Below are 26,502 nucleotides of genomic sequence, written 5' to 3' on the forward strand. Positions count from 1 at the left end.
CCACATCGGCGGGCTCCGCCCGCCGGCCATAACGGGGGCGCGGCGGCCACTGATTCCAGTGGCCGCCGCGAAGCCGTGCCCATCAGCGGCCTCTGTATGAGCCGCGGGATCGAACGACATGCGCCGAAGTGGCCGACCGTGCGGTATGCCGGTGGTGCAATAGCGGTGAGGTCTGGTATCACACCAGGCCGTGGTCATGCCGCAGCGCTGAGCCGCGCTTTGCACGTCACAGGTGGAGGAACGTCGTCATGCACCCGGTCACCGGCTCCCGCGCCTCCGTCCCCGCGGCGGGGCGCCCCGCCACCCGCCTGTCCGCCGACCGGGTCCGGTCGTTGCCCCGGATGCCCGCCGCCCGTCCTCCGATACCGTCGCGGGCCGACGCGGAGACCGTCGCACTGCTCCACCGCGCCGCCCGCGTACTCGTCGACGAGGTGCCGCGGTTGACGGACCGCATCGTCGCCCTGATGAAGAAGCGGGAGCCCGCCTACCGTGCCGGCTGCGTCGACCCGCATGAACTGTGGCGCGAGGTCCATGACTCGCTGAGCAACAACGTACGCTCCCTGCTGTATCCGAAGGAGATGCGCGAGGCGGCCAGATCGTGCTCCTGGCGGATCGGTGCCGAGCGCGCTGCCCAGGGCTTTCCGCTGGACGCGCTTCTGCACGCGTTCCGGATCGGCTGCACCGTGGTCTGGGAGCACCTCCTGGAGACGGCGTCGCGTGACGATCCGCTCGGCGCCCGCTCGCTGGTGCACGTCGCCGCAGACGTATGGAACTTCGTCGACGAGCACTGCACCCTGGTCGCCGAGGCGTACCACGAGGTCGGACGGCAGCTCGCCTGGCACCGGGAGAACCGCTACCGGATCATCGTCGCGGGCCTGCTCGACGGCACCGCCCGGGTGAGCGACTTCCCCCAGGCGGAAGAGGTCCTCGGCCTGCCCGAGCAGGGGCGTTACGCGGTCGTGGCGCTGGAGGACGTCGACATGGCGCCCGGTGCGCCGCGCCCGCCGGAGGTGTACGGAGGCTGCCGTGCGGTGTGGCATACGGGGGAGGGCGCCTCCCACGCCATCGTGCTGCTCGGAGACACCGGCCCGCAGGAGCTGGTGCGCGCGCTGACGATGCCACCGGGCGCACGGGCGGGAGTCAGCCCCGCCGTGACCGGTCTCGCGGCCGTCAGCACCGCCCGCCGGCTCGCCGATACGGCCCTGCGCACCCGCCCAGCCCCCGGGGAGGCGGCGCTGCTGGACGACCACTATCCGGAGGCCCTGGTGGTGTCCTCCCCGGATCTGGGTGCGGCGCTCACCGAGCGCATGCTCGGGCCCGTCCTGGAGCTCGAACCCGCCGACCGGGAGATGCTGCTGACGACCCTGGCCGCATGGCTGGAGGCCGAGGGATCGGCGCGCCGCGCCGGGCAGCTGCTGTTCTGCCACCGCAACACGGTCCTCAACCGTCTGCGCCGCTACGAGCAGTTGATCGGACGGTCGCTGGACCGCCCGCGCAACGTGGTCGAGTTGTCGCTCGCCCTGTCCGCACACCGGCTGCTGGTGTCCTGACAAGGGTGCCGTGACCGGGAAGAGTGTGGGCGTGCACAGTCATGGCGGGCAGAACATGTGCCCCTGCCACACGGTCCGGCGGTTGGGCTGTACGCGACCGCGCTGACCTGCTGTCGTGGCGGTCCGTCCATACGGAACGGGACGGAATCCGCCACGAGGAGCCGCGTCATGTCCGACCACGACCACCCCTGGGGCCCGCCGATCAGGCCGCGCCCGACGCACACCGCCGTGGCGGCGCCAGGACGTCATGCGGCACCGGGGCGCCCTGCGGCATCAGGGTGCGCCACGATGGAGCCGCCCGCGACGGCGCCCTACGCGAGCCCGATTCCGCCCCGCACCGCCGCCCCGCCCCCGCCGATGCGGCGCTCCCCTTGGCAGCGGCCCTGGCCGTGGGCGGCGCGGGCGGCCTGCGCCGCGCTCAGCTGCCATGCGGCCGCCGTGGTGGTGAACTGCGCCGCCGAGGGAGTCGCCAACATCGAGGCGGGCGGGGGATTCACCGTCGGCGCCCTGCTGATGGGCGTGGACGCAGGCGTGCTGCTCGCCGTCCTCGTCCGGTACCACCGGCAGACCGTCGCCGCGGGGGAGGCGGAGCAGTGAGCCTCCTCGACCCCAGAACCGTGGCGTTCGTGCTCTTCGCGGGCTTTATCGCCGTATGCTTCCTGCTCTGCATCTTCGCCGCTACCGGCCAGGACAACCCCACCGAGTTCTATCTCGGTACGAGCGGGCTCAGCCCGATGCAGAACGGGCTGGCCATCGCCGGTGACTACATCTCCGCCGCCACCGTGCTCAGCACCACCGGCACCATCGCCATGGCCGGTTTCGACGGCGTACTCGTCGCCACGTCCAGCGTGCTCTCGATCCTGGTGTTCATGCTGCTGATGGCCGGACCCCTGTGCGGGCGAGGGCGGTTCACCCTCGGCGACATCCTCTCCGAGCGGCTGAGCGAGCGCCCCGCCCGTATCGGCATCGCCGTCGTGGCGCTGGTGGTCACCATGCCGCTGCTGCTGGTCCAGCTGGGCGGTGCCGGGAGCATGATGGCGCTGATGCTCGGCATCCCCGGCAGCGGAGCGGTCACGGGCTGCATCATCTTCATCGGCTCGCTCATGGTCTGCTATGCCGCTCTCGGCGGCATGAAGGGCACCGGCTTCATCCAGATCATCAAGACCGTCCTGCTGCTCCTCGCGTTCGTCCTCCTCGCCACCCTGGTGCTGGAGCGCTTCTCCTGGAATCCTGCCACCCTCTTCGGCGCCGCGGCTGACGCCAGCGGCCACGGCGACGCCTTCTGGCAGTCCGGCCGTCAGTACGGCGAATCCGCGAGTGGCCGGATGGAAATCATCAGCGTCCAGCTCACCCTCGCCGTCGGCGCGGCCTGCATGCCCCACATCACGATGCGGCTCCATCCGATCCGCGGCATCCAGGCCGCCCGCGCCGCGACCACGTGGGCCGTGGGCGCCGTCACCACGGTCCTGGTCCTCATCGTCATCGTCGGCGCCGGAGCCACCGCCATCGTGGGCGCCCGTACGCTGCGCGCCTCCGACCCCACCGGCAGCGACGCCCTGCTGCTTCTGACCCGCGCGCTCGACCCCGACTCCCCCTCGGCCCACCGCAGTCTGATCTTCACCATCGTGGCCTGCGCGGTCATCGCCACCATCCTCGCGGCGGTCGCCGGACTCACCCTGGCCGCCGCGGCCTCCCTCGCCCATGACGTCCTGGCCAAGGTCATGTTCAAGGACCGGCTCTCCCCGGACCGTGAACTCGCCGCCGCCCGTGCGGCGGTCGTGGTCGTCGGCGTCACCGCCGTCGTCCTGGCCATCGTGACGCAGCACTGGAGCCGCCAGGTGCTGATCTCCTTCACCTTCGCGGCATCGGCCTCGGCCCTGGCCCCCGTGCTCTTCTACGGAACGATGTGGTCCGGCTTCACCATCACCGGATTCCGCTGGGCCCTGTACGGCGGCCTCGCCCTCACCGTCCTCGCCCTCACCTTCTCCCCGACCGTCTCCGGCGACCCCCTCGCGGTCTTCCCCGACCGCGACTTCAAGTGGTTCGACCTCCGCAACCCCGGCCTTTTCACCATCCCCGCCGGCTTCCTCCTCGGCTGGCTCGGCTCCCGCTTCGGCCGCCGGCCCCGTCACAGCCAGAGCCCCGCCTCGTCCGAGACGCCCTACGCGACGCACACCGGCTGAGCCCGCGGCGGACCGGAGGCGCGCGTCTGCCATGATCGCGGCATGGCTGGAAACGACACCGCGGACGACACGCACGGCTATCTGCTCGACAACCGGCAGTCCGAGGCGGGCATCCGCTTCGGCGCCCTCGCCGAGCTGTTCGATCCAGTGACCTTCCGCCACATCGACCAGCTCGGGCTCGCCGAGGGCATGCGGTGCTGGGAGGTCGGCGCGGGCGGCGCCTCCGTACCGACCGGGCTGGCGGAACGGGTCGGCCCCACCGGAACCGTGATCGCCACGGATCTCGATGTGTCCTGGCTCGGGGACACCGCCGACGGCGTGATCGAGGCGCTCCGCCACGACGTGGCGGCCGATCCGCCACCGGCCGGGGGCTTCGACCTCGTGCACGCCCGGCTGGTGCTGGTGCATGTCCCCGACCGCGCCGAGGCGCTGCGCCGGATGATCGAGGCGCTGCGGCCGGGCGGCACGCTGCTTCTGGAGGACGCCGACCCCGGGCTGCAGCCCCTGCTGTGCCCGGACGAGTCGGGCCCCGAACAGCGCCTCGCCAACCGGCTGCGTTCGGGCTTCCGCGAGCTGATGGCCACGCGCGGCGCCGACCTCGCCTACGGCCGCACCCTGCCGCGGCTGCTGCGCGAGGCCGGTCTGGAGGACGTACGGGCCGACGCCTACTTCCCGATCACCTCACCCGCCTGCGCAGTCCTCGAAGCGGCCACCGTGCGGCAGATCCGGGAGCGTCTGGTGGCGGCGGGGCTCGCCACGGACGAGGAGATCGACCGCCATCTGGCCAACGTCGCGACCGGACGCCTCGACCTGGCCACCGCCCCGATGGTCTCCGCCTGGGGCCGCCGCCCCTGATCCGCCGCGTCCCACTGTCCGGGGCACCGGCCGCCGTGAGGGTGTCCCTGGCGCTGATCTGCCTCGCTCTCCCCGCGGCCTGGACCCTTCCCGCGGCCCGCCACCCGGCGCCGCCTCCTCGGCCCGCCGGCCCGGTTCTCGGGGATCCAGCTCCTCGCCGTGTCCGTGGCCGCGCTCATCCGCCCGTGTTCACCGCATCGTTATGCGCCGCGGCAAAAACGGAGGGACCCGCTCCGGTGTGTCCATGAGGGGTCAGGAAAGATGCCGTGCATGGAAGACCTCACTGACCTGCTCCCCGTCGAGTCCATCCGGCTCGACGTCCGGGCGGACGACTGGCCTGAGGCGATCCGCATCGCCGGCGGTCTCATGGTGGAAACGGGCGTCACCACCGATGAGTACACCGGCGAGATGGTCGCCAACGTCGAGGAGAACGGCCCGTACATCGTCATAGCCCCGGGCGTGGCCTTCGCCCACTCCCGCCCGTCACCCGCCGTACTCAAAACCGGGATGTCCTGGGTCCGGCTCGCCGAACCGGTGGAATTCGGGCACGAGTCCAACGACCCCGTCACCCTGGTCGTGGCCCTCGCCGCCCAGGACTCCGGCGCACACACCGCGGCGATGGGGAGTCTGGCGCGGCTGCTGGGCGATCCCGATACGGCCGCCGCCCTCGGGTCGGCACCCACACCCGAGGCCCTGCACGCGGTTCTCACCGGCGACGGCCCGGCCCCCGTCGGCACCGCGCCACAGAAGACCGCGGCGACACCGGGCGCCAAGGCGTCCTCGATGCACAAGATCCTCACCGTGTGCGGCAACGGCGTGGGCACCAGCCTGTTTCTCAAGAACACCCTGGAGCAGGTCCTGGACCGCTGGGGCTGGTCGGCGTTCATCACCGTGGAGGCGACCGACACCATCTCGGCGAAGGGCAAGGCGTCCGAGGCCGTGGCCCTGATCACCTCACGTGAGATCGCCAGGACCCTCGGCGATGTGGGACGGCCGGTCAAGGTCATCCAGGACTTCACGAGCACCGCCGAGGTGGACGCGGCGCTCCGGGACACGTACGACGTCTAGGACGGGAAAAGAAGAGCACCATGGGCTGGTTTGTCACCCTCGCCACGTTTCTCGTCAACGAGATACTGAGCGAACCCGCGTATCTGATCGGCATCATCACCGCCGTCGGACTCCTCGCGATGAAGAAGAGCACCGGTCAGATCGTCGGCGGCGCCATCAAGGCGACCCTCGGCTTTCTGCTGATCGGCGCAGGAGCGGGACTGGTCACCGACTCCCTCGCTCCGCTGGGAAAGATGATCCAGGGCGTCACGGGCGCACACGGCGTGATCCCGACGAATGAGGCCATCGTCGGCATCGCCCAGGACCAATTCGGTTCCCGCGTCGCCTGGCTGATGATCCTGGGCTTTGTGGTCAGCCTGCTGCTGGCCCGCTTCACCCCGCTGCGCTATGTCTTTCTGACCGGGCACCACATGCTGTTCATGGCGACGCTGCTGACCGTGGTCCTGGCGAACGTCGAGCACTCGACCGTCGCCGTGGTGGCGGTCGGCGGCGTGCTCCTCGGCGTGATGCTGGTCGCGATGCCCGCCTTCGCGCATCCGTGGACCAAGCGTGTCACCGGGAACAACACCGTGGCCATCGGACACTTCGGCACGGCCGGATACATCGTCGCGGGCGCGGCCGGAAAGGTGGTCGGCAAGCGCAGTCGCTCCACCGAGGAGATGAAGCTTCCCGAGGGCCTGCGCTTTCTGCGCGACTCGATGGTGGCCACCGCCCTGTCCATGCTGGTGATCTATCTGGTCATGGCGGTGCTGTACCTCGTCAAGGCGGGGGAGGAGACCGCCTTCAAGGCGTTCGCCGCAACCGGTGGCATGGCCACCGACACGGGCAACTATCTGATGCAGTCGGTGATGCAGGGGCTCCAGTTCGGCATCGCCGTCGCGGTCATCCTCTTCGGTGTCCGTACGATCCTCGGCGAGCTCGTCCCGGCCTTCCAGGGCATCGCGGCCAAGGTCGTACCGGGCGCGCTGCCCGCTCTGGACGCCCCCATCGTCTTCCCGTACGCGCAGAACGCGGTGCTGATCGGCTTCATCTCCAGCTTCACCGGCGGACTGGTCGGCCTCGCCCTGCTCACCTGGGTCTTCAACCCCGCCTTCGGCCTCGCCCTGGTGCTGCCGGGCCTCGTCCCGCACTTCTTCACCGGTGGCGCGGCGGGGGTCTACGGCAACTCGACGGGCGGCCGGCGCGGCGCGGTGGTGGGCGCGTTCCTCAACGGTGTGCTCATCACCTTCCTGCCCGCCCTGCTGCTCAAGGTGCTGGGCGCGTTCGGCGGCCAGAACACCACCTTCGGCGACGCCGACTTCGGCTGGTTCGGCGCGCTCATCGGCAACGCCGGCAAGGCCGGTGGCGCCGCCGGCCTCGTGGTCATCCTGCTGATCGGCCTCGCTGTGCTGGGCGCGGCCATCCTGGTGCAAAAGCGCGTGGTCGAGACGGGCTGGGACCCGGGCGCGGCCCGTGATGCCCTGATGCCACGGGATGTGGCGGCGGCGCCCGCCGTGGCGGACGCGGCCCCCGCCGCGTACGCGAAGATCCAGCCCCCCGAGGGCGCGCCGGTGCCCCCGCCGCGCTGAGGACGACGCCGTGGCCGGTGGTCCCGGACCGGGACCACCGGCCACGGACCCCTAAGCGGTTACGACGAAGTCACGTGCTGATCCTTCTCGGCGTCCAAGCCCTCGGCCAGGCCGAACGGCGAGGGATCAGCGGCGAACTTCACCGCATCCGCTCAGCCTTCGCTGACGTAGTCGCGCAGATGCACGGCGGTCAGGGAGGTGCCCGTGTCGACGAGTTCGGCGGGGGTGCCGGTGAAGACCACCTGACCGCCGTCATGGCCCGCCCCCGGCCCGAGGTCGATGATCCAGTCCGCATGGGCCATCACGGCCTGATGGTGCTCGATGACGACGACCGTGTTGCCGGAATCCACCAGCCGGTCGAGCAAGGCGAGCAGTTGGTCCACATCGGCGAGATGCAGCCCGGTGGTCGGCTCGTCCAGGACATAGGTCGTGCCGTTCCTCGCCATATGGATGGCGAGCTTGAGCCGCTGCCGCTCGCCGCCGGACAGCGTGGTGAGCGGCTGGCCGAGCCCGAGGTAGCCAAGCCCCACCGCGGCGAGGCGGTCGAGGATCACCCGTGCGTGACCGGTGGTGAAGAACTCACAAGCCTCGGCCACCGACATCCCGAGGACCTCGCTGATGTTCCGCCCGCGCAGCCGGTACGACAGCACCTCGGGCCGGAACCGCTTCCCCTCGCAGCTCTCGCACACCGACGCCACCTCGGCCATCATCGCCAGATCGGTGTAGATCAGCCCGATGCCCTTGCAGGCCGGGCAGGCGCCCTCGGAGTTGGCGCTGAACAGACCGGGCTTGACCCCGTTGGCCTTGGCGAACGCCGCCCGGATCGGGTCGAGCAGCCCCGTGTAGGTGGCGGGATTGCTGCGCCGGGAGCCACGGATCGCCGACTGGTCGGCCACGATCACACCGTCCCGCCCGGAGAGCGAACCATGGATCAGGGAGCTCTTGCCGGACCCGGCGACCCCCGTGACCACGGTGAGGACACCGAGGGGGATATCGACGTCCACATCCCGCAGATTGTGCCGTCGGGCGCCCCGGATGGGCAGCTGCCCGGACGGCCGGCGTACCTTCTCGCGCAGTTCCACGCGGTGGTCGAGACAGCGCCCGGTCAGCGTGTCGGAGGCGCGCAACCCCGCCACATCGCCCGCGTAGCAGACCTGTCCGCCCGCCGTGCCCGCGCCGGGGCCGAGGTCGACCACATGGTCGGCGATCCGGATCGTCTCCGGCTTGTGTTCCACGACCAGCACCGTATTGCCCTTGTCGCGGAGCTGGAGCAGCAGACCGTTCATCCGCTGGATGTCATGGGGATGCAGCCCCACTGTGGGCTCGTCGAAGACATAGGTGACATCGGTCAGGCTGGAGCCGAGGTGCCGGACCATCCGTACCCGCTGGGCCTCGCCACCCGAGAGCGTGGACGACTCGCGGTCCAGGCTCAGATATCCGAGGCCGATCTCGACCAGCGAGTCGAGCGTCGCGCGCAGCGTCTCCAGAATCGGGCCGAGGGAGGGGTGGCGTACGGTCCGGATGAACTCCGCCAGATCGCTGATCTGCAGGGCCGAGCACTGGGCGATGGAGCGGCCGTCGATGAACGAGGACCGGGCGGCCTCGTTCAGCCGCGTACCGTCACAGGCGGGGCAGCGGCTGAGGGCGACCGCCCGATCGGCGAACGCCCGCACCTGGGGCTGCATCGCCTCCCGGTCCTTGGCGAGATACAGCCGCCGGACCTTGGTGACCAGACCCTCGTAGGTGAGGTTGTTCTTCCCCACCTTGACCTTGGTCGCGGGCTTGTGGAGGAAGTCCTCCCACTGGTCCGGTGTGTAGTCCCTGAGCTTGGTGTCGGGGTCGAAGAGGCCGGAGAGCGCCATCACCTGCCAGTGCCAGGTGTCCACCCCGAACCCGGGGACGTTGATCGCTCCCTCGTTCAACGACTTTTCCCGGTCCGCCAGTTGACCGACGTCGATCTCGGAGATCCTGCCGAGCCCCTCGCAGTGGGGGCACATGCCCTCGGCCGTGTTGAAGCTGAAGGCGAGCGGAGGGCCCACATAAGGGGTGCCGATCCGGCTGTACAGAATCCGCAGCAGGGTGTGGGCGTCGGTGGCGGTGCCCACGGTGGAGCGGGAGTTGGTCCCCATCCGCTCCTGGTCGACGATGATCGCCGCGCTCAGATTGCGCAGCGAGTCCACGTCGGGGCGGGCCAGCGTCGGCATGAAGTACTGCACAAACGCCGTATAGGTCTCGTTGATCAGCCGCTGTGACTCAGCGGCGATGGTGTCGAAGACAAGTGAGGACTTGCCGGAGCCGGAGACCCCGGTGAAGACGGTGAGCCGTCGCTTGGGGATATCGAGGGAAACACCGGTCAGATTGTTCTCCCTGGCGCCACGGACCTGGATGAGGCCATGGCTGTCCGCGGCGGTGTGATCCGGAGCGGGTCCGCGGAGGTCGTGGTAGTGGGGGACGTTGGAAGCGCTGGGTGACGGGCTTTCGCTGACATCCATGCCTTCAAGTGTTTCATTGAAGTGCCTGTGAAGAGTTTGAGCGGAATCCGCGCGACTGGCCTCGGAATTCACGCGATAACATTCAACTCGCCCGTGAACCCCCGCCGGAGAGGTGCCCACCCATGAGCGTGATGGAAGCCGGGCTCCGCCCCATCGATCTGGCGCGCATGGCGGGTGTCTCCACCCAGCAGATCCGCAACTACGTCGACACGTGCGTCCTGCCCCCGGCCACCCGCACCCCCGCCGGCTACCGCCGGCTCGACGACCGCCACCGCCGGGCGCTGTTGGCCTACCAGGCGCTGCTGAGGGGATACGGGACGGAGACCGCTCGCGCGGTCATGCGAGCCGTCCACGCCGGAAATCTTCCCGAGGCGCTCACCCTGGTGAACGCCGGCCACGCCGCGCTGCACGAGGAGCGGCTGTCCCTCCAGGCGACGGGCGAGGCGCTCGAAGCGGTCGCCGAGCAGACCCCGCACAGCCCCGCCCTGCCCCGCTCGAATCTGCGCATCGGCGAGGTGGCCGCCCATCTGGGAGTACGCACCTCGGCCCTGCGGGTGTGGGAGTCGGCCGGTCTGCTGGCCCCCCGCCGAGAGCCCGGCACCACCTACCGCACCTACAGCCCGACCGACGTAAGGGACGTGCGCATGATCAGCATGCTGCGCCAGGGCCGCTATCCCCTGTCCCAGATCCAGCCCGTCCTCGACGGGCTGCGCCGCACCGGTAGCAGCGATGCGCTGCGCGAGGCCATCGCCCGGCGTCAGGAGCAGTTGATCCAGCGCGCCACGGCCATGCTGGAGGGGTCGAGCCGACTGCACCACTACATCACGGACGGCACGGAGAATCGGCCCGCGAAGGAGCCCGGCCCACAGCGATGAGTTCGCGGCGCGGCAGCAGTCGGTACAGGTAAACACTCCCAGCAGCAGGAGGCACCGATGGCCAGCGACGGATTCACCACATGTCTGTGGTTCGACGGCCGGGCCGAAGAGGCGGCTCAGCACTACGTCTCGATCTTCAAGAACTCCCGGCTCGGCCGGATCGGCCGGTACACCGAGGCCGGTCCCGGCCCTGCCGGCTCCGTGCTGACCGTCGAGTTCGAGGCCAACGGCCAGAAGTTCGTCGCACTCAACGGCGGACCGGAGTTCACCTTCAACGAGGCCATGTCCCTCCAGATCCACTGTGACGACCAGGACGAGGTGGACTACTACTGGAGCAGGCTCTCCGAGGGCGGCGAGGAGGGCCCCTGCGGCTGGCTGAAGGACAAGTTCGGGGTGTCGTGGCAGGTCGTCCCCACCGTGCTCATCGACATGACGGCCGGATCCGACCCGGAGCGGGCGAAGCGGGCCACCGAGGCGATGTTCTCGATGAAGAAGCTGGACATCGACGCCCTCCGGAAGGCGTACGCGGGGGAGTAGCCGAGACGGCGGGCTCCGTGCGGCACGCCGTGCGGAGCCCGCACCCATGGTCTACCGGGCGTGCGTCAGATCCCCGGGGTCGGTGTTGGCCCCGCACAGGACCACGGCGACCTTCTCACCGGGCCGCGGCCGGTACGCACCGCAGGTGACGCCCGCGAACGCGGTGGCCGCGGCGTGCTCCACGGCGAGCCTGCGCTCGTCCCACAGGGCCTGCCGCGCCGCGACGATCGCCTCGTCGGGCACGAGCACCGAGCGCACCCCGCCCTTCCGCGCCCACTCCAGCGCCGCACTGGACCCCGAGGACTTCCCGGTGCTGAGCGGCCGGATGAACCTCGTCCTGCCCGCGCTGGTCGACCACCGGGTCTACTGCGACGGGCTTCGGCAGCTGATCGGCGCCGCGGCCGCCGGCATCGGCACCGGCCGCGGCTGACGCCCGCGGGGCGGACTCACAAGGGCACGCCCCGCGGGGTCGAGCGGTGTGTTGCCAAGTGCGTTAAAGCGTCTGCTCCAGCCGGCCGGCCACCAGCTTGATGAAGCGCGAGGGATCCCTCAGCTCGCCGCCCTCGGCGAGCAGCGCCATGCCGTGGAGCAGCTCGGCGGTCTCGGCCAGCCCGGGGTCGTCCCCGCGCTCACCGTGTGCCGTGCGCAATCCGCTCACCAGCGGATGCGTGGGGTTCAGCTCCAAAATCCGCTTGGTCTCGGGCACATGCTGCCCCATGGCGCGGTAGATGTTCTCCAGGGCCGGGGTGACGTCGTGGGTGTCGCCGACGATACAGGCGGGGGAGGTGGTGAGCCGTGACGAGAGCCGCACCTCCTTGACGTGGTCGCCGAGCGTTGTCGTCATCCAGGAGAGAAGGTCGGCGAAGTCCTTCTGCCGCTGCTCCCGCTCGGCCTCGGCCTCCTCGTTCTTCTCCTCCTCGGAGTCGAGATCGACCTGGCCCTTGGCAATGGACCGCAGCTGCTTGCCGTCGAACTCGGGAACGGCGTCGACCCACAGCTCGTCGATGGGGTCGGTGAGCAGCAGCACCTCGAGCCCCTTGGCCTGAAAGGCCTCCATATGGGGCGAGCTCTCGATGATCGACCGCGATTCCCCCGTCATGTAGTAGACGTGCTGCTGCCCCTCCTTCATCCGCTCCACGTAGCTCCGCAGGGAGGTGGGCTCCTCCGCGTCATGCGTCGAGGCGAACGAGCAGACCTCGAGGATGGTGTCGCGGTTCTCGAAGTCGCCGAGCAGCCCTTCCTTGAGGACGCGGCCGAATTCCTTCCAGAACGTCGCGTACTGCTCGGGGTTGCCGGACATCATGTCCTTCACCGTCGAGAGCACCTTCTTCACCAGACGCCGTCGCATCAGCTGAATCTGGCGGTCCTGCTGAAGGGTTTCACGCGAGACGTTCAGCGACAGGTCCGCCGCGTCCACCACGCCCTTGACGAAGCGCAGATACTCCGGCATCAGCGCTTCGCAGTCGTCCATGATGAAGACGCGCTTGACATAGAGCTGAACGCCCCGCTTGCGGTCCTGCATGAACAGGTCCCGCGGTGCCTGGGACGGAATGAAGAGCAGCGACTGGTATTCGAAGGTTCCCTCCGCCTGCAGACGGATGGTCTCCAGGGGGTTGTTCCAGTCGTGGCTGATGTGCTTGTAGAACTCGTGGTACTCGTCGTCGGTGACCTCGTCCTTGGACCGCGCCCACAGCGCCTTCATCGAGTTGACGGTCTCGAGCTCGGGCGCGCTGTCGTCGCTCTCGTCCGGCTCTTCGGCCCGGTCAGCGGTCTCGGCCGCCATCTTGATCGGCCAGGTGATGAAGTCCGAGTAGCGCTTGACGATTTCCCGGATCTTCCAGGGCGAGGTGTAGTCGTAGAGGTGGTCCTCGGTGTCCTCGGGCTTGAGCCGCAGCGTGACCGCGGTGCCCTGAGGGGCGTCATCGACCTCCTCGATGGTGTAGGTGCCCTCGCCGCTGGACACCCAGCGGGTGCCCTGGCTCTCGCCCGCGCGCCGGGTCAGCAGCGTCACCTCGTCGGCCACCATGAAGCTGGAGTAGAAACCGACGCCGAACTGCCCGATGAGGTCCTGCGAGGCCGCCGCGTCCTTCGACTCCCGCAGCTCCTTCAGGAATGTGGCGGTGCCCGAGTTCGCGATGGTGCCGATGAGCTGCACCACCTCGTCGTGCGACATGCCGATGCCATTGTCGCGGACGGTCAGGGTGCGGCGCTCCTTGTCGACCTCCAGAGCGATATGGAGATCAGAGGTGTCCGCCTCCAGGCTTGCGTCGCGGAGCGCTTCGAGGCGCAGCTTGTCCAACGCGTCGGAGGCGTTGGAGATGAGCTCACGTAGAAACACGTCCTTGTTCGAGTAGATCGAATGGATCATCAACTGCAAGAGCTGGCGCGCCTCGACCTGAAACTCGAAAGTCTCGACCCCTGTAGTCACCTGATTCCCCTCGTGAGATGAGCGTCGACGGCATCAATCACAGTCCGTCGTTGGAAGCTTATCGAACGTGAGGGGACTTGAGCGGCCTCCCGGCGGGGACGGCCGCTCCGAGGTCACGGGTGGTGTCTCTCACAAAGGCGGGACCGGGGCGCCTCAGTCGCTGCGGTGCGTCCTGCTCCAGTCCAGGGCCCGGGCGGCTTCCCGCTGCATTTCCTCCGCGACCTCCCGTGCCTCCGCGGGCACATCGCCCTGTTCCGCCACGAGGCTGTCGTAGATCGGCGCGAAGCCGGTGTTGTTCGCTGCGGTCATGTGGCGCACATCCTTGAGGGTCGGTTGATCGTGCTCTCGCGCCGGGCCCCTGCCCGCTCAGTGCCCGGTGGCCGCCGGCTCCAGCACGAAGACCGGGATCCGGCGGTCGGTCTTCCGTTGGTAATCGGCGTAGTCGGGGTACGCCTCGACCGCCCGCTCCCACCACAGGGCCTTCTCCTCGCCGGTGACCTCGCGCGCCGTCATGTCCTGCCGCACGGTGCCGTCCCGCAGTTCGACCCGGGGGTCCGCCGCCACGTTGTGGTACCAGACCGGATGCTTGGGCGCGCCGGCCAGCGAGGCGACGATGGCATAGGCGCCCTCGTGCTCCACCCGCATCAGCGGGGTCTTGCGGATCTTGCCGCTCTTCGCGCCCCGCGTCGTCAGCAGGACGACGGGAAGACCCCGGATCGTCGTTCCTTTGGTGCCCCCGGAGCTCTCGATCAGCTCGACCTGGTCGCGCACCCACTGCTCCGGGCTCGGCTCGTACTCACCCTCAAGAGGCATGTCATCCGTCCCATCGTCGGTCGTCACAGCTTGCACAGTGTTCTCTGTGATCAGCCTCAACGCAGCGAGCCCGGCCGAAAATCCCGGCCCGGGCAGGCCTGGCCGAAAACGCCGCTCCGAGCGGCTCAGACCGTAGGGGTCAGCGCCCCGAGCAGCGCCCGCGCGCACAGCTCGCGCACCTGTTCTCGGGTCAGGGCCGGCTCGTCGAGCCACTCCAGGCAGACGGCCACCATGAAGGCCAGCCAGCCCCGTACGGCGAGCCGCAGGGCGGGCAGATCCGCGGGGATACCGGAGGTCGAGGGGTCGGCGGCGAGCGCATCCAGGATCTGCCGCTCCTGTGCGGCCAGTGACTCGCGGTAGACCGTGCGCACCGTCGGATCGCCCGCCGCCTCCGCGCGGTGGAAGGCGCGGAAGCCCGACGCATACTCCTCGACGTACCCGAGAAAGGCGTCGAGCCCGGTGCTGATCTGCTCCCGGAACGGCAGGCCGGGGACCGCCGCCGTCAGCCGCAGCATCCGCTCGCTCTCGCGACGGACGACGGCGGCGAAGAAGTCCCGTTTGGTCGGGAAGTAGTGGTACAGCAGCCCGCGCGAAACGCCCGCGATCTCGGCCACCTGCTCGATCCACACATCGTCGTACGGATGCTGGGCGAACAGCCGCGCCCCCACGGACAGCAACTGCTCCGTGCGCTCCTCGGTGCTCAGCCGACGGCGGGGGCGCTCGGGGGGATGGGCAGCCATGGCGCCACTTTACTTGACGTCGGTTCAACAGCGGATTCACACTGGGGCGCTATTGAACCCACATTCAACAAGCCCGTGAGGGAGATGGCGCGCATGGCGCAGACGACGCGGCCGGCGGGGAGTGCCATGGTGCCCAGCGGATTTCGCAGCGCGGAGCTCGGCTGGCCGGAGCTCCACCGCATCCCGCATCCGCCGCGCCGGCTGCCGCTGATCGGCGACGCGCTCGGCGCGAACATCCGCACCCCCGTCCAGGACTCGATGCGGCTGGCCCGCTCCCTCGGTCCGATCTTCCGCCGGAAGGCCTTCGGCAAGGAGGTCGTGTTCGTCTGGGGCGCGGAGCTGGCCGCCGACATGGCCGATGAGTCGCGCTTCGCCAAACATGTGGGCCTGGGGGTCGCCAATCTCCGGCCGGTCGTGGGCGATGGCCTCTTCACGGCGTACAACCACGAGCCGAACTGGCAGCTGGCACACGACATCCTCGCGCCCGGGTTCAGCCGTGCCGCGATGGAGGGCTACCACCAGGCGATGATGGACGTCGCCGGTCGGCTGACGGACCGCTGGGACGACCGGGAGAAGTCCGGCGCCGCGGTGGACGTACCGCGCGACATGACCAAGCTGACGCTGGAGACCATCGCCAGAACCGGCTTCGGCCACGACTTCGGCTCGTTCGAACGCGACCGGCCGCACCCCTTCGTAGCCGCCATGGTCGGCACGCTCTCCTTCGCGCAGCGCCGCAATGTCGTACCGCCCGCGCTGACGCCCTTGCTGCTGCGCGCCGAGCGGCGCAACGCGGCCGATATGGCGTATCTCAACCGCACCGTCGACGCCATCGTGGCCGCCCGCCGCGGTGCCGGGAGCGCGGGCGGCCACGGCGATCTGCTGGACCGGATGCTGGAGGTGGCGCACCCGGACACCGGGGAGCGGCTTTCGCCCGAGAACATCCGCCGCCAGGTCATCACCTTCCTGGTGGCGGGCCATGAAACGACCTCCGGCGCCCTGTCCTTCGCCCTCCACTACCTCGCCCGCCACCCGGGCGTCCTGGCCCGCGCCCAGGCCGAGGTCGACCGGGTCTGGGGCGACACACTGGCCCCGGCGTACGAGCAGGTGGCCAAGCTCCGCTATGTGCGCCGGGTTCTGGACGAGGCGCTGCGCCTGTGGCCCACCGCGCCCGCCTTCTCACGGGAGGCTCGCGAGGACGCCCTGCTCGGCGGGGCCCATCCCATGCGGCGAGGCGCGTGGGCGCTCGTACTGACGGCGATGCTGCACCGCGATCCCGCGGTGTGGGGCCCGGACCCCGAAACGTTCGACCCCGACCGCTTCGCCCCACAGTGCGTGCGCTCCCGGCCCGCTCAGGTCTTCAAGCCCTTCGGCACCGGGGCCCGTGCCTGCATCGGCCGCCAATTCGCCCTGCACGAGGCCGTACTGGTGCTGGGTCTGCTGGTGCGTCGCTACGATCTGCACCCCGACCCCGGCTACCGGTTGCGGATCACCGAGCGTCTCACCCTGATGCCGGACGGCCTCACGTTGCGGCTCAGCCGCCGGGCCCCACGGCCCTGATGTTTGGGTGACACCATGTGGTGACGTGGTGTGAACGTCGGCTACGCCGTCATGCGACGGTCCCGGGAGCCGGATGAGGAGGTGGGGGATTCCTTGTCGCCCGCCCGCTCCGCCGTGCTCTTCGACCCCTCGGAGTGACGTCCCCGGGCGGGGAATGTCAGGTCCGGTACATCGACGACCGGCGGCAGATCGGGAGTGAGCGTGGGCTGCTCATGTCTATCCATGGCAATCGAGTACCCACGCGCACCGGGCTCACCCTGCGATAGCGGTCACAGCGGACATGGCGGTCACGGGCCTGAAAATAGTGTGCCAAGCGGCTCTCGCGCCCGAAGGCCGTCCGCGTCCACCTGCGATGTTGCACATCGGGCAACGGCTACGGTCGCGCAGTGGCGCACGGGTGTTCACCTTCGAGGGACACCCGTGCGCCCCATGACGCATCACCGCCCGCCAGGTGGACGGCGGCCGGGTCAGCCCACCTTCTCGATCCGGGCGTTCCGGATCAGGAACTTGCCGGCCTCACGGACCTGCTCGAACGCGGCGTTGTTGAGCAGGGCGCAGCTGCCCGACACGGACTTGACCTCTACGGTCGTGGACTTGTCGTTGTCCAGGTTGGTCACCTTGAGCTTGGTGCCGACGGGGAATTCGCTGCTGGAGGCGGCCGGGGCCCCGCCTTCGCCGGACAAAGTCACGGTCGAGCCCGCGCAGACGACCTCGCCGCCCGCGGCTGCGTCGTCACCTGCGGCTGCGTCGTCACCTGCGGCCGCGTCGCCCGCGGCCGCGTCGTCACCCGCGGCCGCGTCGTCACCCGCGGCCGCGTCGTCACCCGCGGCCGCGTCGTCACCCGCGGCCTGGTCGGCGGCGCCCTCACCGGCCTGGCAGCCCGACGCCTCCTGCTTTCGCTTGATCTCCTCGATGACGGCTTGCCGGTTGGCTATCCGGGCTTCGGACTGGGCGTCCGGATTGGCCTGCTGGTTCGCAATGAACTGCTCGTTCTTGGCCAGCGCATCCTCCAGGCCGGTGCAGGCCGAGGACGACTGGGCCGCGCCTTCGGTGCTGGCGTTGCTGGTGGCTGCCATCACCCCGGCGCCCGTACCGGCCAGGGCAAGCGAGCCCACCAGCAGAGCGAGCTTCTTCTGGCGGCTGAGCGTCCTTTTGCGTGTCATTTACGACTCCTTTTTTCGAGCTGCTCGTACACCCATACGGACCGGAGTCGCGGTCGTCTCATCCCGCTCGGAAAATTTCTTCAGGAATTTTGGAGGAGGGCTGAACGGCAGCCGCCATTCGGGTCGTACCTTAAAAGGGCCTTAAGGGTTAATGAAGGCTTAAGTGAAGGACGTTTCGTGGGGTCAGCCCAGCCGTCGATGCAGAAAGTCGACGGTGCTCCGCCAGGCCGACTCCGCGTGATACGTCTGGGGCCGCCGGTCGTTGAAGAAGGGCGTGCCCGGCGGGGTGGAGGCGGAAGTCCGGCGTGATTCCGGACTTTCCGAATGGCCTCCCGCAGCGGTTCCAGACAATCCGGCGGCACGCTGGCGTCGGTTTCCCCGAAGTGTGCCAGAATCTCGGCCTTCAGCCCCGAGAAGTCGGGCAGGGAGCCCTGGATGACGCCGTAGAAGGGGACCGCGGCGCCGACCCGCGGGTCCGCCGCGGCCTGGTGGAGGACAAAGCCGCCGCCCATGCGGAAGCCGACCGACCCGACGGTCTCGGAGGTGACCTCGGGGCGGGCGAGCAGATAGTCGACCGCCCCGGAGAGCGGCCGACGCCGCGTTCCACGGGCAGGTCCCGCACATCATCCGGGCTGCCTCGTCCGCGTCATGGGCGACCCTGGCCCCGTACGGATCGGGGGCCAGCGCCACAAAGCCCTCCCGCGCCAGCCATTCGGTGACATCGGCGATGTGGTCCTCCGGTCCCCACCATTCCTGGATGACGATCAGCCCGGGCCCATGCCCCGGGGAAGGCGGCGCGAGACAGCCGTGGGCGGTGGCGCCGGCGCTGGGAGAGGTCGCGTCCGCCGGGCGGAGGAGCCGGCCGGCTGCGGGGACTCGGATACAGGGCTTCACTCCTTGTCGTCGCTGGTCCAACTCGTCTGAGGGACCATGAACGGGCCCCCTGGGATGCTCGCCGCCGTGGACGACACCTGGCGGATGCTGCCGGGGATGCGGCGGTGGGGGCCGCCGCGGTCCTCGATATCGGCCCAGCGGTCGCCGTAGACGTTCTCGGTGATGCCCGGTTCCCGCAGGAAGTCATGCGGAAAGCCGAGCGGCACCGCCCCAGCCGCCTCGAGCCGTGCGACGGCGTCCGCGTCCAGCTCGACGTCGACGCTGGCGAGATTGTCCGCGAGCTGGGCCTCCTTGGTGGCGCCGATCACCGGGATGACGGTGCCGGGGCGGCCGCGCAGCCATGCGAGGGCCACCTGCGCGGGGCTCCAGCCGCCCTGCTCGGCGATTTCCAGCACCTCGGTGATGGTGGCCTCCTCGTTGTGGTCCGCCCGGTTGTCCCAGGTGCGGGCGTCCACCAGCCGGCCCGTTTGGCCCCGGCGGTACTTGCCGGTGAGTTTCCCGCCCGCGAGCGGGCCCCACGCGAGGACGGCCAGGCCGAAGGCGTGGGCCTGCGGCAGGAGTTCGCGTTCGGGAGTGCGCTCCAAGAGGCTGTACCGCATCTGGGAACCCGCGAAGCACGTCCAGCCGCGCAGCTCGGCCAGGGTGTTGGCCTGGGCGATTTCCCAGGCGGGCCAGTCGGACACCCCGAGGTAGAGGACCTTGCCCGCCCGTACGAGGTCGTCGAGGGCCCGCATGACCTCCTCGACCGGGGTGAAGTTGTCCCGCGCGTGCACCCACAGCACATCGAGACGGTCGGTGCCCAGCCGCTCCAGACTGCCTTCCACCGACCGCACCAGGTTCTTGCGGTGGTTGCCGGCCGCGTTCACATCGCCCCTGCGGGTGGCGCAGGTGTACTTGCTGGCCAGGACGAAGCTCTCCCGGCGGTCGGCAAGCAGCTCACCGAGGATGGTCTCGGAGCTCCCGTCGGTGTAGTTGTTGGCGGTGTCGATGAAGTTTCCGCCCGCGTCGGCGTAGGCGTCGAGGATCCGCCGGCTCGTCTCCTTTGCGGCCCCCCAGCCCCAGTCCTCGCCGAAGGTCATGGTGCCGAGGCTCAGCTCGCTCACCCGCAGACCGGTCCTGCCGAACAGTGTGTAGCGCACGGTGGTCCCCTCGTGTCGGTCGTCTCGTACCGCGGCAGACGCTAGGAGCTGAAGAGCGCTCTAAGGCAAGCGGTCCGGAGGCCGCTGGTGCCTGGACGCGGTGCCGGACGCGGTGGCCCGGCTGCGGTGAAGGGGGCTTGATCACGATTTCGCACCATCCTTTCACCTCATCACCACATCGGATACAGTGCGCTCTCCCCCCACATGTATCCACCACGCACTCTCAAGGGGGACTTATGCGCATCCGCACCGCCGCGCTCTCCATCGCGATCCTGTGTCTGCCGCTCACCGCATGCGGCGGCGACGGCGGCTCCGATGTCAAGACCAGGGTGAAGGCGTCCTCGAAGGCCGGTGCCGCGCATGGCGCCGCCAAGGAAGCGAGGGACGCGAAGGACACGGAGGCGAAGGACGAGTCCGCCGCCGGCAAGCCCCACAAGCCCAAGGTGGCGCGGGTCGGCGACACGATCTCGCTCAAGGGCCAGGAAGCGGGCGAGAAGCTGGACGTCACCGTCATCAAGTGGCTCGACCCGGCCAAGAGCGCCGATGAGTTCAGCACGCCGGCTGCCGGAAAGCGCTGGGTAGCGGCTCAGATCCAGCTCGTCAACACCGGGTCCGCCACCTACAGCGACAGCCCGTCGAACGGTGTCCAGGTCGCGGACAGCCAGGGCCAGCGCTTCGAGGCCACCATCGGCGAGATCACCGCGGGTCCGCAGATGACCTCCGATCTGAAGCTCCCCGCGGGCGACAAGGCGCTCGGCTGGATCGTCCTGGAGGTGCCCAAGGCGTCCACGGTGGCCACGCTCCAGTTCACGATGAACAGCGGGTTCGCCGAGCAGACGGGTCAGTGGAAGATCAAGTAGGTATCCGCCAGCGCCTCAGCTGGGCCCGGTTTGGGCCTGGCTGAGGGGAGTGGCGCGGATGTCATGGCCGTCCGCGGTCAGACAGCGGCCGGTGGGCAGGTCATAGCGCCATCCGTGCAGGGTGCAGGTGAGTACATCGCCGTCGATCCGGCCGAACCGGCCGAGGTCGGCGCGCAGATGAGGGCAGCGGCGCTGGACCCGCCAGCCGTCGATCTCGGTCTCCTGGCCGTCGTCCTGGCAGGAGTCGTAGTAGTTCTCCACGTATTCGATGCGCTCCATCGACAGGCACTTGAAGAACACATACAGGAACTCGTTGTACGGCCCGATCCGGCTGGCGGTGAACCGCATCGACAGCAGCAGGCTGTTGGACCAGTCCACCTCGTGCCGCGCGATATTGGTGGCAACCAGATCGCCCGTGGTGGACAGGGTGTAGCGGCACCGCTCGCCGTTCCACACCCGGACCTCCCGCGCCGGGAAGTCGATCACGATCGGCACCTCGCCCACATTCAGCCGCACGGGGCCACCGACGCCCGTGCAGATGTGGTCCGCACGCGCCAACAGCGGCTCCCACCACTGCTTGAGCTCGGCCAGCAGTCGCTCACGCGGCAGCGCGGGGGCACGCGAGGCGCGTTCCGCGGCGAGCGCGGGCTGCTGCCTGCGGGCGAAGTCCCGCAGATACGCCCGCTTGTCGCCGAAGATGTGGTCGATCTCCTTCGCGGTGTAGCGGTGGGTGAGCTTGCACGCGGTGCCCTCGGGCTCCGCCACCGTGCCCGGCAGCAGGAGATGCGCCGACACCTGAGGCCGCGCCTCGGCGAGTTGCCGCAGGAACTCGAGCTGGTCGACGAAGATGGACTCCCCGTCCCGGCCGGTGCCGTTGTGCTCGAAGAGCTCCTCGTCGAGGAAGCACGGCGGCCCCGCGTTGGGGAACACGTGCCGGGCCTGCACCGCGTCGATATAGCGCAGTGCCCGGTCGAACTGGCCCTGCCGCTTACGGGCGGCGAACTCCTGCTTCGCGGAGTGCGGCAGATGGTAGACCATGGGATACCAGATCGCCCCGGAGAACTGCACAAAGTAGGCGTCGACCTCGCCGAAGTCCCGGATCGCCGCGATGTCCAGCGGGTGAGCGTCGTTCTGGTTGAGCAGCACGGTCTCGCCGTCGTCCAGCGACAGCGCCGAGTCGCCGATGGGGCCGTCGCCGGGACCGGTCAGCGCGGTGATCATGATGCGCAGACCGTCGCGCTCCACCGGGGTGCCGGACTGGGTGTGCAGAAAGCGGGCGAACCCGAGCGCGCGCAGCTCGCGCTCCAGCTCATCGGTGGCGAAGGCGGGAAGCAGCACGGTGATGTCCTTGCGGACGTTGCGCCGCAGATTCTCCGCGTCGAAGTGGTCCCGGTGCAGATGGGAGACGTACAGATAGTCCGCGGCGCGCCCGTAGTGCGCCCAGTCGAGATCGGTGTTGTCCGGGAACGGAAACCAGGAGCCGAAGAAGGCGGGGTTGACCCAGGGATCGCACAGTACCGATCCCGCCGCGGTCTCGATGAACAGCCCAGCATGCCCAAGCCCGATCATACGCATACCACAGCACCCCAACCCAGTCGGTGATGACGGATGTCTCAACCGTGAAGGGGTTTTTCGTGGTGTGCACCCCAGGTGCGCTCGGCGGGTGGCGGGTGTCCGCCAGGCGGGTCACACATCGGTGATCAGCGGGTGGGCGGTGCCGGTACGTGCCCGGTCCGGGCCGGCCCGGGCATCTTCCGGGTGGCGGGGCGCGAAGCCGCCGCCCCCGCCCCGACACCAACCGCCATAGCTGCGACAACAGGCGGCGGCCGGGGGAGCGGACGGGTCAGCGGGCGGCGGGTGCGCTCGCCCGCGTGCCGGTGGTGTCGTCCGCAGCGCTCGCGTGCGCCGCCGTTTCCACCGCGATGGGGCGCGGCGACAGCAGCCGCTCGGCGAAGTGTCCGAAGAGCAGCCCGAAGGAGCCCCACAGGGCGGCCTGGATGGTCAGGGCCGCCAGCCGGAACTGCCACAGCAGGGTCGCCGGGAAGTCCGCCGGCACCTCGTTGACCGAGGGCAGGAAGGCATAGGCGAGGCCGACCGCCGCGATGAAGGCGACCGACGCGGCCACGGTGGCGTTCCAGTTGCCCAGCCGCGGTGCGAGTCGCTTGCCGAGGATGACGGCGCCCACCGCCAGCAGCACACTGAGCACCACCATCAGGAAGTACAGCGTGGTGCGCTTGCCGATGGTCTCCGGGTCGCCCACCGACGGCGGATTGGCCGGGTACTTGAAGAACGGCACCAGGTACACCGCCACCAGCGCGCCCAGCGAGACCAGCGCGGCGGTGGCGCGCGGCCCGAACCGGCCGATGCGGCCGAGCGCCACACAGACCGCGAGGGCCGCGATGCCGCCGAGGGCGACACCGTAGATCAGCACACCGGTGGCCAGACCGGCGGTCGACTGCATGGTGCGGCTGACGAGCTCGACACCGTGCTCATGGCTGTGACCGTCCTCGTACGAGATGGCCGAGTCCACCCGCGGCTCGCCCAGCAGATACGCCACGACAAGCGCCACCAGCCCGGCGGCGAGCCCCGCGAGCATGCCCCGGACGAGCAGCGCCCGGACAGATATGGAGTTCATGAACTTCTCGATTCCCCTGGGACTGAGGCTGAGGATCTGGGATCGGTGTCAGTGGCAGGGGAAGCCGAGCAGATGACGGCCGTCGTGCACCCACTCGTGCACATTCTCGCCGGAGACGAGCGCGGTGGCGCCCTGCTCGGCGCCGACGAAGTACAGGAGGATCAGCATCAGGACGCCGAAGAAGAGCGCCCACGGGGCGATGGCCTTCAGCGAGACGGGGGTGATCTCCGGCACCGGCTGAGCGCTGGGTGCGGGAGAGATGGACTGAGCCATGGTGGAACCTCCTGGGGAGCACGCGTCCCGGTCGTTGGTACTCGTACGACGGCGCTGGGTCTGACTCGCCCGACGGGTGGCCCCGGGTCAACGGGGACTTTGCCGGACACACAGTGGCGCGACCGTGCCGGGTTCTCACCGGACTTCCGTCACGCCGTCGTTGTCCATGAGACGGTAGCGCGCGACGGCTGGTCACCGCTACGGCGCGATGGCCGGAATGTGCGCTCCTCCATGGGGCGCATGGCGCGACCGAAGGGGACAAGGTGGGGCGTATCACGCTCGTGACGCCCGTGGTCAACGCGGCGCTGCGACAGGTCCGGTTCGATGACGCCCCGCCGGACGCCGCCGCCGCGCGCCGCGCCGGGGCCGCCGCGGGCGCTCTGCCCCGTCACGATGTGATGTTCACCGCACCCTCCCAGCGCTGCCGTGGTACCGCCGCGGCGCTGGAGCTGGACGCGGCCGTGGCGCCGGAGCTGCGCGACCTCGATGTGGGCCGCTGGCGGGGCCGTTCGCTGGACGACGTCGGGCGCCGGACGCCGCAGGAGGTGGGGGAGTGGCTGGCCGATCCGGCGGTGGCGCCGCACGGCGGCGAGTCGCTGCTGGAGTTGGTGGAACGGGTCGGGGCATGGCTGGAGGCATGGGCCGGGCACGAGGGGCGGGTACTGGCCGTCGCCGAGCCTGCCGTGGTCCGCGCCGCACTCGTCCACGCCCTTGCCCTTCCCGCGCAGACCTTCTGGCGCCTCGATGCCGCGCCGCTGACCGCGACCGAGCTCAGCGGGCGCTCGGGACGGTGGAATCTGCGCTGTGGACGGCCGCTGGCCGCGCCGGGATGAGCTGGAGGCATGGGCCGGGCACGAGGGGCGGGTACTGGCCGTCGCCGAGCCTGCCGTGGTCCGCGCCGCACTCGTCCACGCTCTCGCCCTTCCCGCGCAGACCTTCTGGCGCCTCGATGCCGCGCCGCTGACCGCGACCGAGCTCAGCGGCCGCTCGGGACGGTGGAATCCGCGCTGCGGACGGCCGCTGGCCGCGCCGGGATGAGGGGGCGGGGCCGCCGCGAGCGGACACCCACCCGCGGCGGCCCACGCTCCCTGCGGACTCAGCAGACCCAGGCCCGGACTCAGGGCTCAGGACGCTGAGCCCCGGCACTCAGGGCGCGGTGGATACGTGCGATCACCTCCCCTTCGAACGCCGGTTCCATCGCCTTCCACCGCGCCATGGGCTTCACCCTTGAGCCGGGCGACCGCGAGATCGGCGGGTTGCGCGTGCACAGCGACTACGACGGCCCCGGGCTCGACCGGGTCTGCTTCCACCAGCGGATCCCGCGCATTCCGTAACCGCCCGCCGCCGCGGTGAGCGCGACGCCGGTTCCGCCCGTATGAGGGGGAGGGCCTACACCGTCGAGGCCCCGGGGCTGGATGGCTGGGTCGACGAAGGAGGAGGCAGGGTGGTGAAGCACATGCGGCGAGGTGGGCGCCGAGTCGTACGGTTCGCGGCGGTCGGCGCGTTGGTCTGCGGCGGTGTGATGGTCGCGCAGTTCGCACCGGGTGCGGCGGAATCGGCTCGCGGGGCCACCGGAGACGGTGGCGCGCATGTTCTGGGGGCGCGGGGCGACGATCTCGGAGGCCGTCTGGTGTCCCGGCTCGGCACCTCCCGTACGGCGGGCAACTGGATCGACTCCAAGGGGCGCCCGGTGGTCGCGGTGACCGACGCGGAGGCGGCGGCCGAGGTCAGCCGGGCGGGGGCGAAGCCCAAGCGGGTGCGGTACAGCATGAGTCAGCTGGACTCCGCGACGAAGACGCTGCGCTCGGCGCCCCGGGTGGCGGGCACCGCCTGGATGGTGGACCCCAAGTCCAACAAGGTGGTGGTGCTCGGTGACAGCACCGTCTCCGCCACCCGCTGGTCCCGGATGAAGGACCTCGGCGCGCGAGTGGGCGACGAGGTGACCATGGAGCGGACGACGGGCTCCTTCACCACCAGGACCGCCGGCGCCGCCCCGATGTTCACCAACGGCAGCCGCTGCTCCGCCGGATTCAATGTCACCAATGGCCAGACCGGTTTCATCCTGACGGCCGGTCACTGCGGACCCACCGGCACCCCCTGGTTCACGGACACCTCGGGGGCCACGAACATCGGGACCACGGTCCAGAGCAGCTTCCCTGGCAATGACTACTCGCTGATCCGGTACGACAACCGCTCGCTCGACCAGAGCAGCGTCCTGGACGTCGGAAAGGGCCAGGCGGTGCGGGTCACCGGGGTCGGCGACCCCGTCGTGGGCCAGGAGGTGTTCCGCAGCGGCAGCACCTCCGGGCTGCACTCCGGCAAGGTGACCGGGCTGAACGCGACGGTCAATTACCCCGAGGGCAGTGTCAGCGGCCTGGTTCGGACCACCGTGTGCGCGGAGCCGGGCGACAGCGGTGGGCCGCTCTTCGCCCAGGGCGTGGCGCTCGGCATCACCTCCGGTGGCAGCGGCGACTGCACCGGGGGCGGTGTGACCTTCTTCCAGCCGGTGACCAAGGCGCTGACGGCCCTCGGGGTGAGCATCCCGGGCACCACCATGGCCCAGGGCGCCGCCCCGCCCGGCGCCTCGGGCGGGCAGGTCAACAACGACGCCCTCGCGCAAGGGAGTTCGGAATCGGGCGCCGGTCTGCCGACGGTGGACGACATCGTGGAATACGGTCGGCAGTTCGGTGCCGGGCTGCTGGTCATCGCCGTGGGGTTCATCGGGATTCTCTCGACCTTCGCGATTCGTCCCAGCCCGCGCCGCCGGTACCGCGACTACTCCACCGGGTGGTGAGCCGGGCCGGTCGGTGCGGGCCCGCCCCTGAGCCCTGCCCTGCCCTCGCCGTCCGGCGCGCCGTGGCCGCGCGATCCG

24 protein-coding genes, 2 pseudogenes and 1 riboswitch are annotated in these 26,502 nt (G+C 69.9%); of the genes and pseudogenes, 13 read left to right on the plus strand and 13 right to left on the minus strand.

What is annotated here, in order from left to right:
• Positions 1-248: 248 nt before the first annotated feature.
• From ABZU99_RS09930 to ABZU99_RS09955, 6 genes are all read left to right on the plus strand, one after another.
• On the plus strand, positions 249-1,550 hold the full coding sequence (locus ABZU99_RS09930) for a helix-turn-helix domain-containing protein (RefSeq protein ID WP_355941717.1): 1,302 nt from the start codon (positions 249-251) through the stop codon (positions 1,548-1,550).
• Positions 1,551-1,838: 288 nt separating this feature from the next.
• Positions 1,839-2,147 (plus strand): hypothetical protein, encoded by a 309-nt coding sequence (locus ABZU99_RS09935; RefSeq protein ID WP_355941714.1) that lies wholly within the window; start codon positions 1,839-1,841, stop codon positions 2,145-2,147.
• A complete protein-coding gene (locus ABZU99_RS09940; RefSeq protein ID WP_356045022.1) occupies positions 2,144-3,733 on the plus strand; it encodes a cation acetate symporter in 1,590 nt (529 codons plus the stop codon). The genes ABZU99_RS09935 and ABZU99_RS09940 overlap by 4 nt, the downstream gene beginning before the upstream one ends.
• A 42-nt stretch (positions 3,734-3,775) precedes the next feature.
• Positions 3,776-4,588 (plus strand): methyltransferase domain-containing protein, encoded by an 813-nt coding sequence (locus tag ABZU99_RS09945; protein ID WP_356045025.1) that lies wholly within the window; start codon positions 3,776-3,778, stop codon positions 4,586-4,588.
• Positions 4,589-4,858: 270 nt separating this feature from the next.
• Positions 4,859-5,656, plus strand: coding sequence for a PTS sugar transporter subunit IIA (locus ABZU99_RS09950; RefSeq protein ID WP_356045027.1), 798 nt, complete (start codon positions 4,859-4,861; stop codon positions 5,654-5,656).
• Between the two features lie 20 nt (positions 5,657-5,676).
• Entirely contained in the window at positions 5,677-7,224 is a 1,548-nt protein-coding gene (locus tag ABZU99_RS09955) for a PTS ascorbate transporter subunit IIC (RefSeq protein WP_356045030.1), read from the plus strand.
• Positions 7,225-7,376: 152 nt separating this feature from the next.
• On the opposite strand, the gene ABZU99_RS09960 is transcribed toward ABZU99_RS09955, so the two are convergent.
• Entirely contained in the window at positions 7,377-9,716 is a 2,340-nt protein-coding gene (locus ABZU99_RS09960; protein ID WP_355941699.1) for an excinuclease ABC subunit UvrA, read from the minus strand.
• Between the two features lie 122 nt (positions 9,717-9,838).
• Between ABZU99_RS09960 and ABZU99_RS09965 the strand changes: the two genes are divergently transcribed.
• Together ABZU99_RS09965 and ABZU99_RS09970 are read left to right on the plus strand one after the other, a co-directional pair.
• Entirely contained in the window at positions 9,839-10,591 is a 753-nt protein-coding gene (locus tag ABZU99_RS09965) for a MerR family transcriptional regulator (protein ID WP_355941696.1), read from the plus strand.
• Positions 10,592-10,648: 57 nt separating this feature from the next.
• Positions 10,649-11,128: a VOC family protein gene (locus ABZU99_RS09970; protein WP_356045034.1), complete on the plus strand. Its 480-nt coding sequence runs from the start codon at positions 10,649-10,651 to the stop codon at positions 11,126-11,128.
• A gap of 51 nt (positions 11,129-11,179) precedes the next feature.
• Here ABZU99_RS09970 and ABZU99_RS09975 read toward each other — a convergent pair.
• The 5 genes and pseudogenes from ABZU99_RS09975 to ABZU99_RS09995 all read right to left on the minus strand — a co-directional run.
• Positions 11,180-11,413 (minus strand): annotated as a pseudogene (locus ABZU99_RS09975) (threonine/serine dehydratase); the annotation flags it as partial.
• A gap of 208 nt (positions 11,414-11,621) precedes the next feature.
• Positions 11,622-13,556, minus strand: a complete 1,935-nt coding sequence (gene htpG / locus ABZU99_RS09980) for a molecular chaperone HtpG (protein ID WP_356045036.1) — start codon at positions 13,554-13,556, stop codon at positions 11,622-11,624.
• Between the two features lie 153 nt (positions 13,557-13,709).
• A complete protein-coding gene (locus tag ABZU99_RS09985) occupies positions 13,710-13,865 on the minus strand; it encodes a hypothetical protein (protein ID WP_355941687.1) in 156 nt (51 codons plus the stop codon).
• Positions 13,866-13,922: 57 nt separating this feature from the next.
• A complete protein-coding gene (locus ABZU99_RS09990) occupies positions 13,923-14,369 on the minus strand; it encodes a nitroreductase family deazaflavin-dependent oxidoreductase (RefSeq protein WP_356045272.1) in 447 nt (148 codons plus the stop codon).
• Between the two features lie 125 nt (positions 14,370-14,494).
• Entirely contained in the window at positions 14,495-15,109 is a 615-nt protein-coding gene (locus tag ABZU99_RS09995) for a TetR/AcrR family transcriptional regulator (RefSeq protein ID WP_355941685.1), read from the minus strand.
• 93 nt (positions 15,110-15,202) lie between these two features.
• On the opposite strand from ABZU99_RS09995, the gene ABZU99_RS10000 reads away from it, so the two are divergent.
• A complete protein-coding gene (locus ABZU99_RS10000) occupies positions 15,203-16,666 on the plus strand; it encodes a cytochrome P450 (protein WP_356045039.1) in 1,464 nt (487 codons plus the stop codon).
• A 41-nt stretch (positions 16,667-16,707) separates the two neighbouring features.
• On the opposite strand, the gene ABZU99_RS10005 is transcribed toward ABZU99_RS10000, so the two are convergent.
• The 4 genes and pseudogenes from ABZU99_RS10005 to ABZU99_RS10020 form a co-directional block, all read right to left on the minus strand.
• The gene (locus tag ABZU99_RS10005) at positions 16,708-16,890 is read right to left on the minus strand and encodes a hypothetical protein (RefSeq protein ID WP_355941679.1); all 183 of its coding nucleotides are present in this window, start codon (positions 16,888-16,890) and stop codon (positions 16,708-16,710) included.
• Positions 16,891-17,133: 243 nt separating this feature from the next.
• Positions 17,134-17,829, minus strand: a complete 696-nt coding sequence (locus ABZU99_RS10010) for a hypothetical protein (protein WP_356045042.1) — start codon at positions 17,827-17,829, stop codon at positions 17,134-17,136.
• A gap of 183 nt (positions 17,830-18,012) precedes the next feature.
• Positions 18,013-18,672: pseudogene (locus tag ABZU99_RS10015) on the minus strand (dienelactone hydrolase family protein); the annotation flags it as partial.
• Between the two features lie 47 nt (positions 18,673-18,719).
• A complete protein-coding gene (locus ABZU99_RS10020) occupies positions 18,720-19,862 on the minus strand; it encodes an aldo/keto reductase (RefSeq protein WP_356045045.1) in 1,143 nt (380 codons plus the stop codon).
• A gap of 236 nt (positions 19,863-20,098) precedes the next feature.
• Between ABZU99_RS10020 and ABZU99_RS10025 the strand changes: the two genes are divergently transcribed.
• Positions 20,099-20,722: a DUF4352 domain-containing protein gene (locus ABZU99_RS10025; RefSeq protein ID WP_355941671.1), complete on the plus strand. Its 624-nt coding sequence runs from the start codon at positions 20,099-20,101 to the stop codon at positions 20,720-20,722.
• A 15-nt stretch (positions 20,723-20,737) separates the two neighbouring features.
• Here ABZU99_RS10025 and ABZU99_RS10030 read toward each other — a convergent pair whose 3' ends face one another.
• The 3 genes from ABZU99_RS10030 to ABZU99_RS10040 all read right to left on the minus strand — a co-directional run bounded on the left by ABZU99_RS10030 (position 20,738) and on the right by ABZU99_RS10040 (position 23,630).
• On the minus strand, positions 20,738-22,297 hold the full coding sequence (locus tag ABZU99_RS10030; RefSeq protein ID WP_355941668.1) for a Rieske 2Fe-2S domain-containing protein: 1,560 nt from the start codon (positions 22,295-22,297) through the stop codon (positions 20,738-20,740).
• Positions 22,298-22,565: 268 nt separating this feature from the next.
• The gene (locus tag ABZU99_RS10035) at positions 22,566-23,357 is read right to left on the minus strand and encodes a CbtA family protein (RefSeq protein WP_356045048.1); all 792 of its coding nucleotides are present in this window, start codon (positions 23,355-23,357) and stop codon (positions 22,566-22,568) included.
• A gap of 48 nt (positions 23,358-23,405) precedes the next feature.
• Complete coding sequence (locus ABZU99_RS10040) at positions 23,406-23,630, minus strand: CbtB-domain containing protein (RefSeq protein ID WP_355941662.1); 225 nt, start codon at positions 23,628-23,630, stop codon at positions 23,406-23,408.
• 58 nt (positions 23,631-23,688) lie between these two features.
• Positions 23,689-23,778, minus strand: a riboswitch (cobalamin riboswitch).
• Positions 23,779-23,893: 115 nt separating this feature from the next.
• Here ABZU99_RS10040 and ABZU99_RS10045 point away from each other — a divergent pair.
• From ABZU99_RS10045 to ABZU99_RS10055, 3 genes are all read left to right on the plus strand, one after another.
• A complete protein-coding gene (locus tag ABZU99_RS10045) occupies positions 23,894-24,463 on the plus strand; it encodes a histidine phosphatase family protein (RefSeq protein ID WP_355941659.1) in 570 nt (189 codons plus the stop codon).
• Positions 24,435-24,668 (plus strand): histidine phosphatase family protein, encoded by a 234-nt coding sequence (locus ABZU99_RS10050; RefSeq protein WP_355941657.1) that lies wholly within the window; start codon positions 24,435-24,437, stop codon positions 24,666-24,668. Before ABZU99_RS10045 ends, ABZU99_RS10050 begins: the two co-directional genes overlap by 29 nt.
• Before the next feature lie 409 nt (positions 24,669-25,077).
• Positions 25,078-26,424 carry a S1 family peptidase gene (locus tag ABZU99_RS10055; RefSeq protein ID WP_355942278.1) on the plus strand — a complete coding sequence of 449 codons (1,347 nt, stop codon included), beginning with the start codon at positions 25,078-25,080 and terminating at the stop codon, positions 26,422-26,424.
• Positions 26,425-26,502 lie beyond the last annotated feature (78 nt).

The organism is Streptomyces sp. NPDC005266 (assembly GCF_040607655.1).
Classification (GTDB): domain Bacteria; phylum Actinomycetota; class Actinomycetes; order Streptomycetales; family Streptomycetaceae; genus Streptomyces.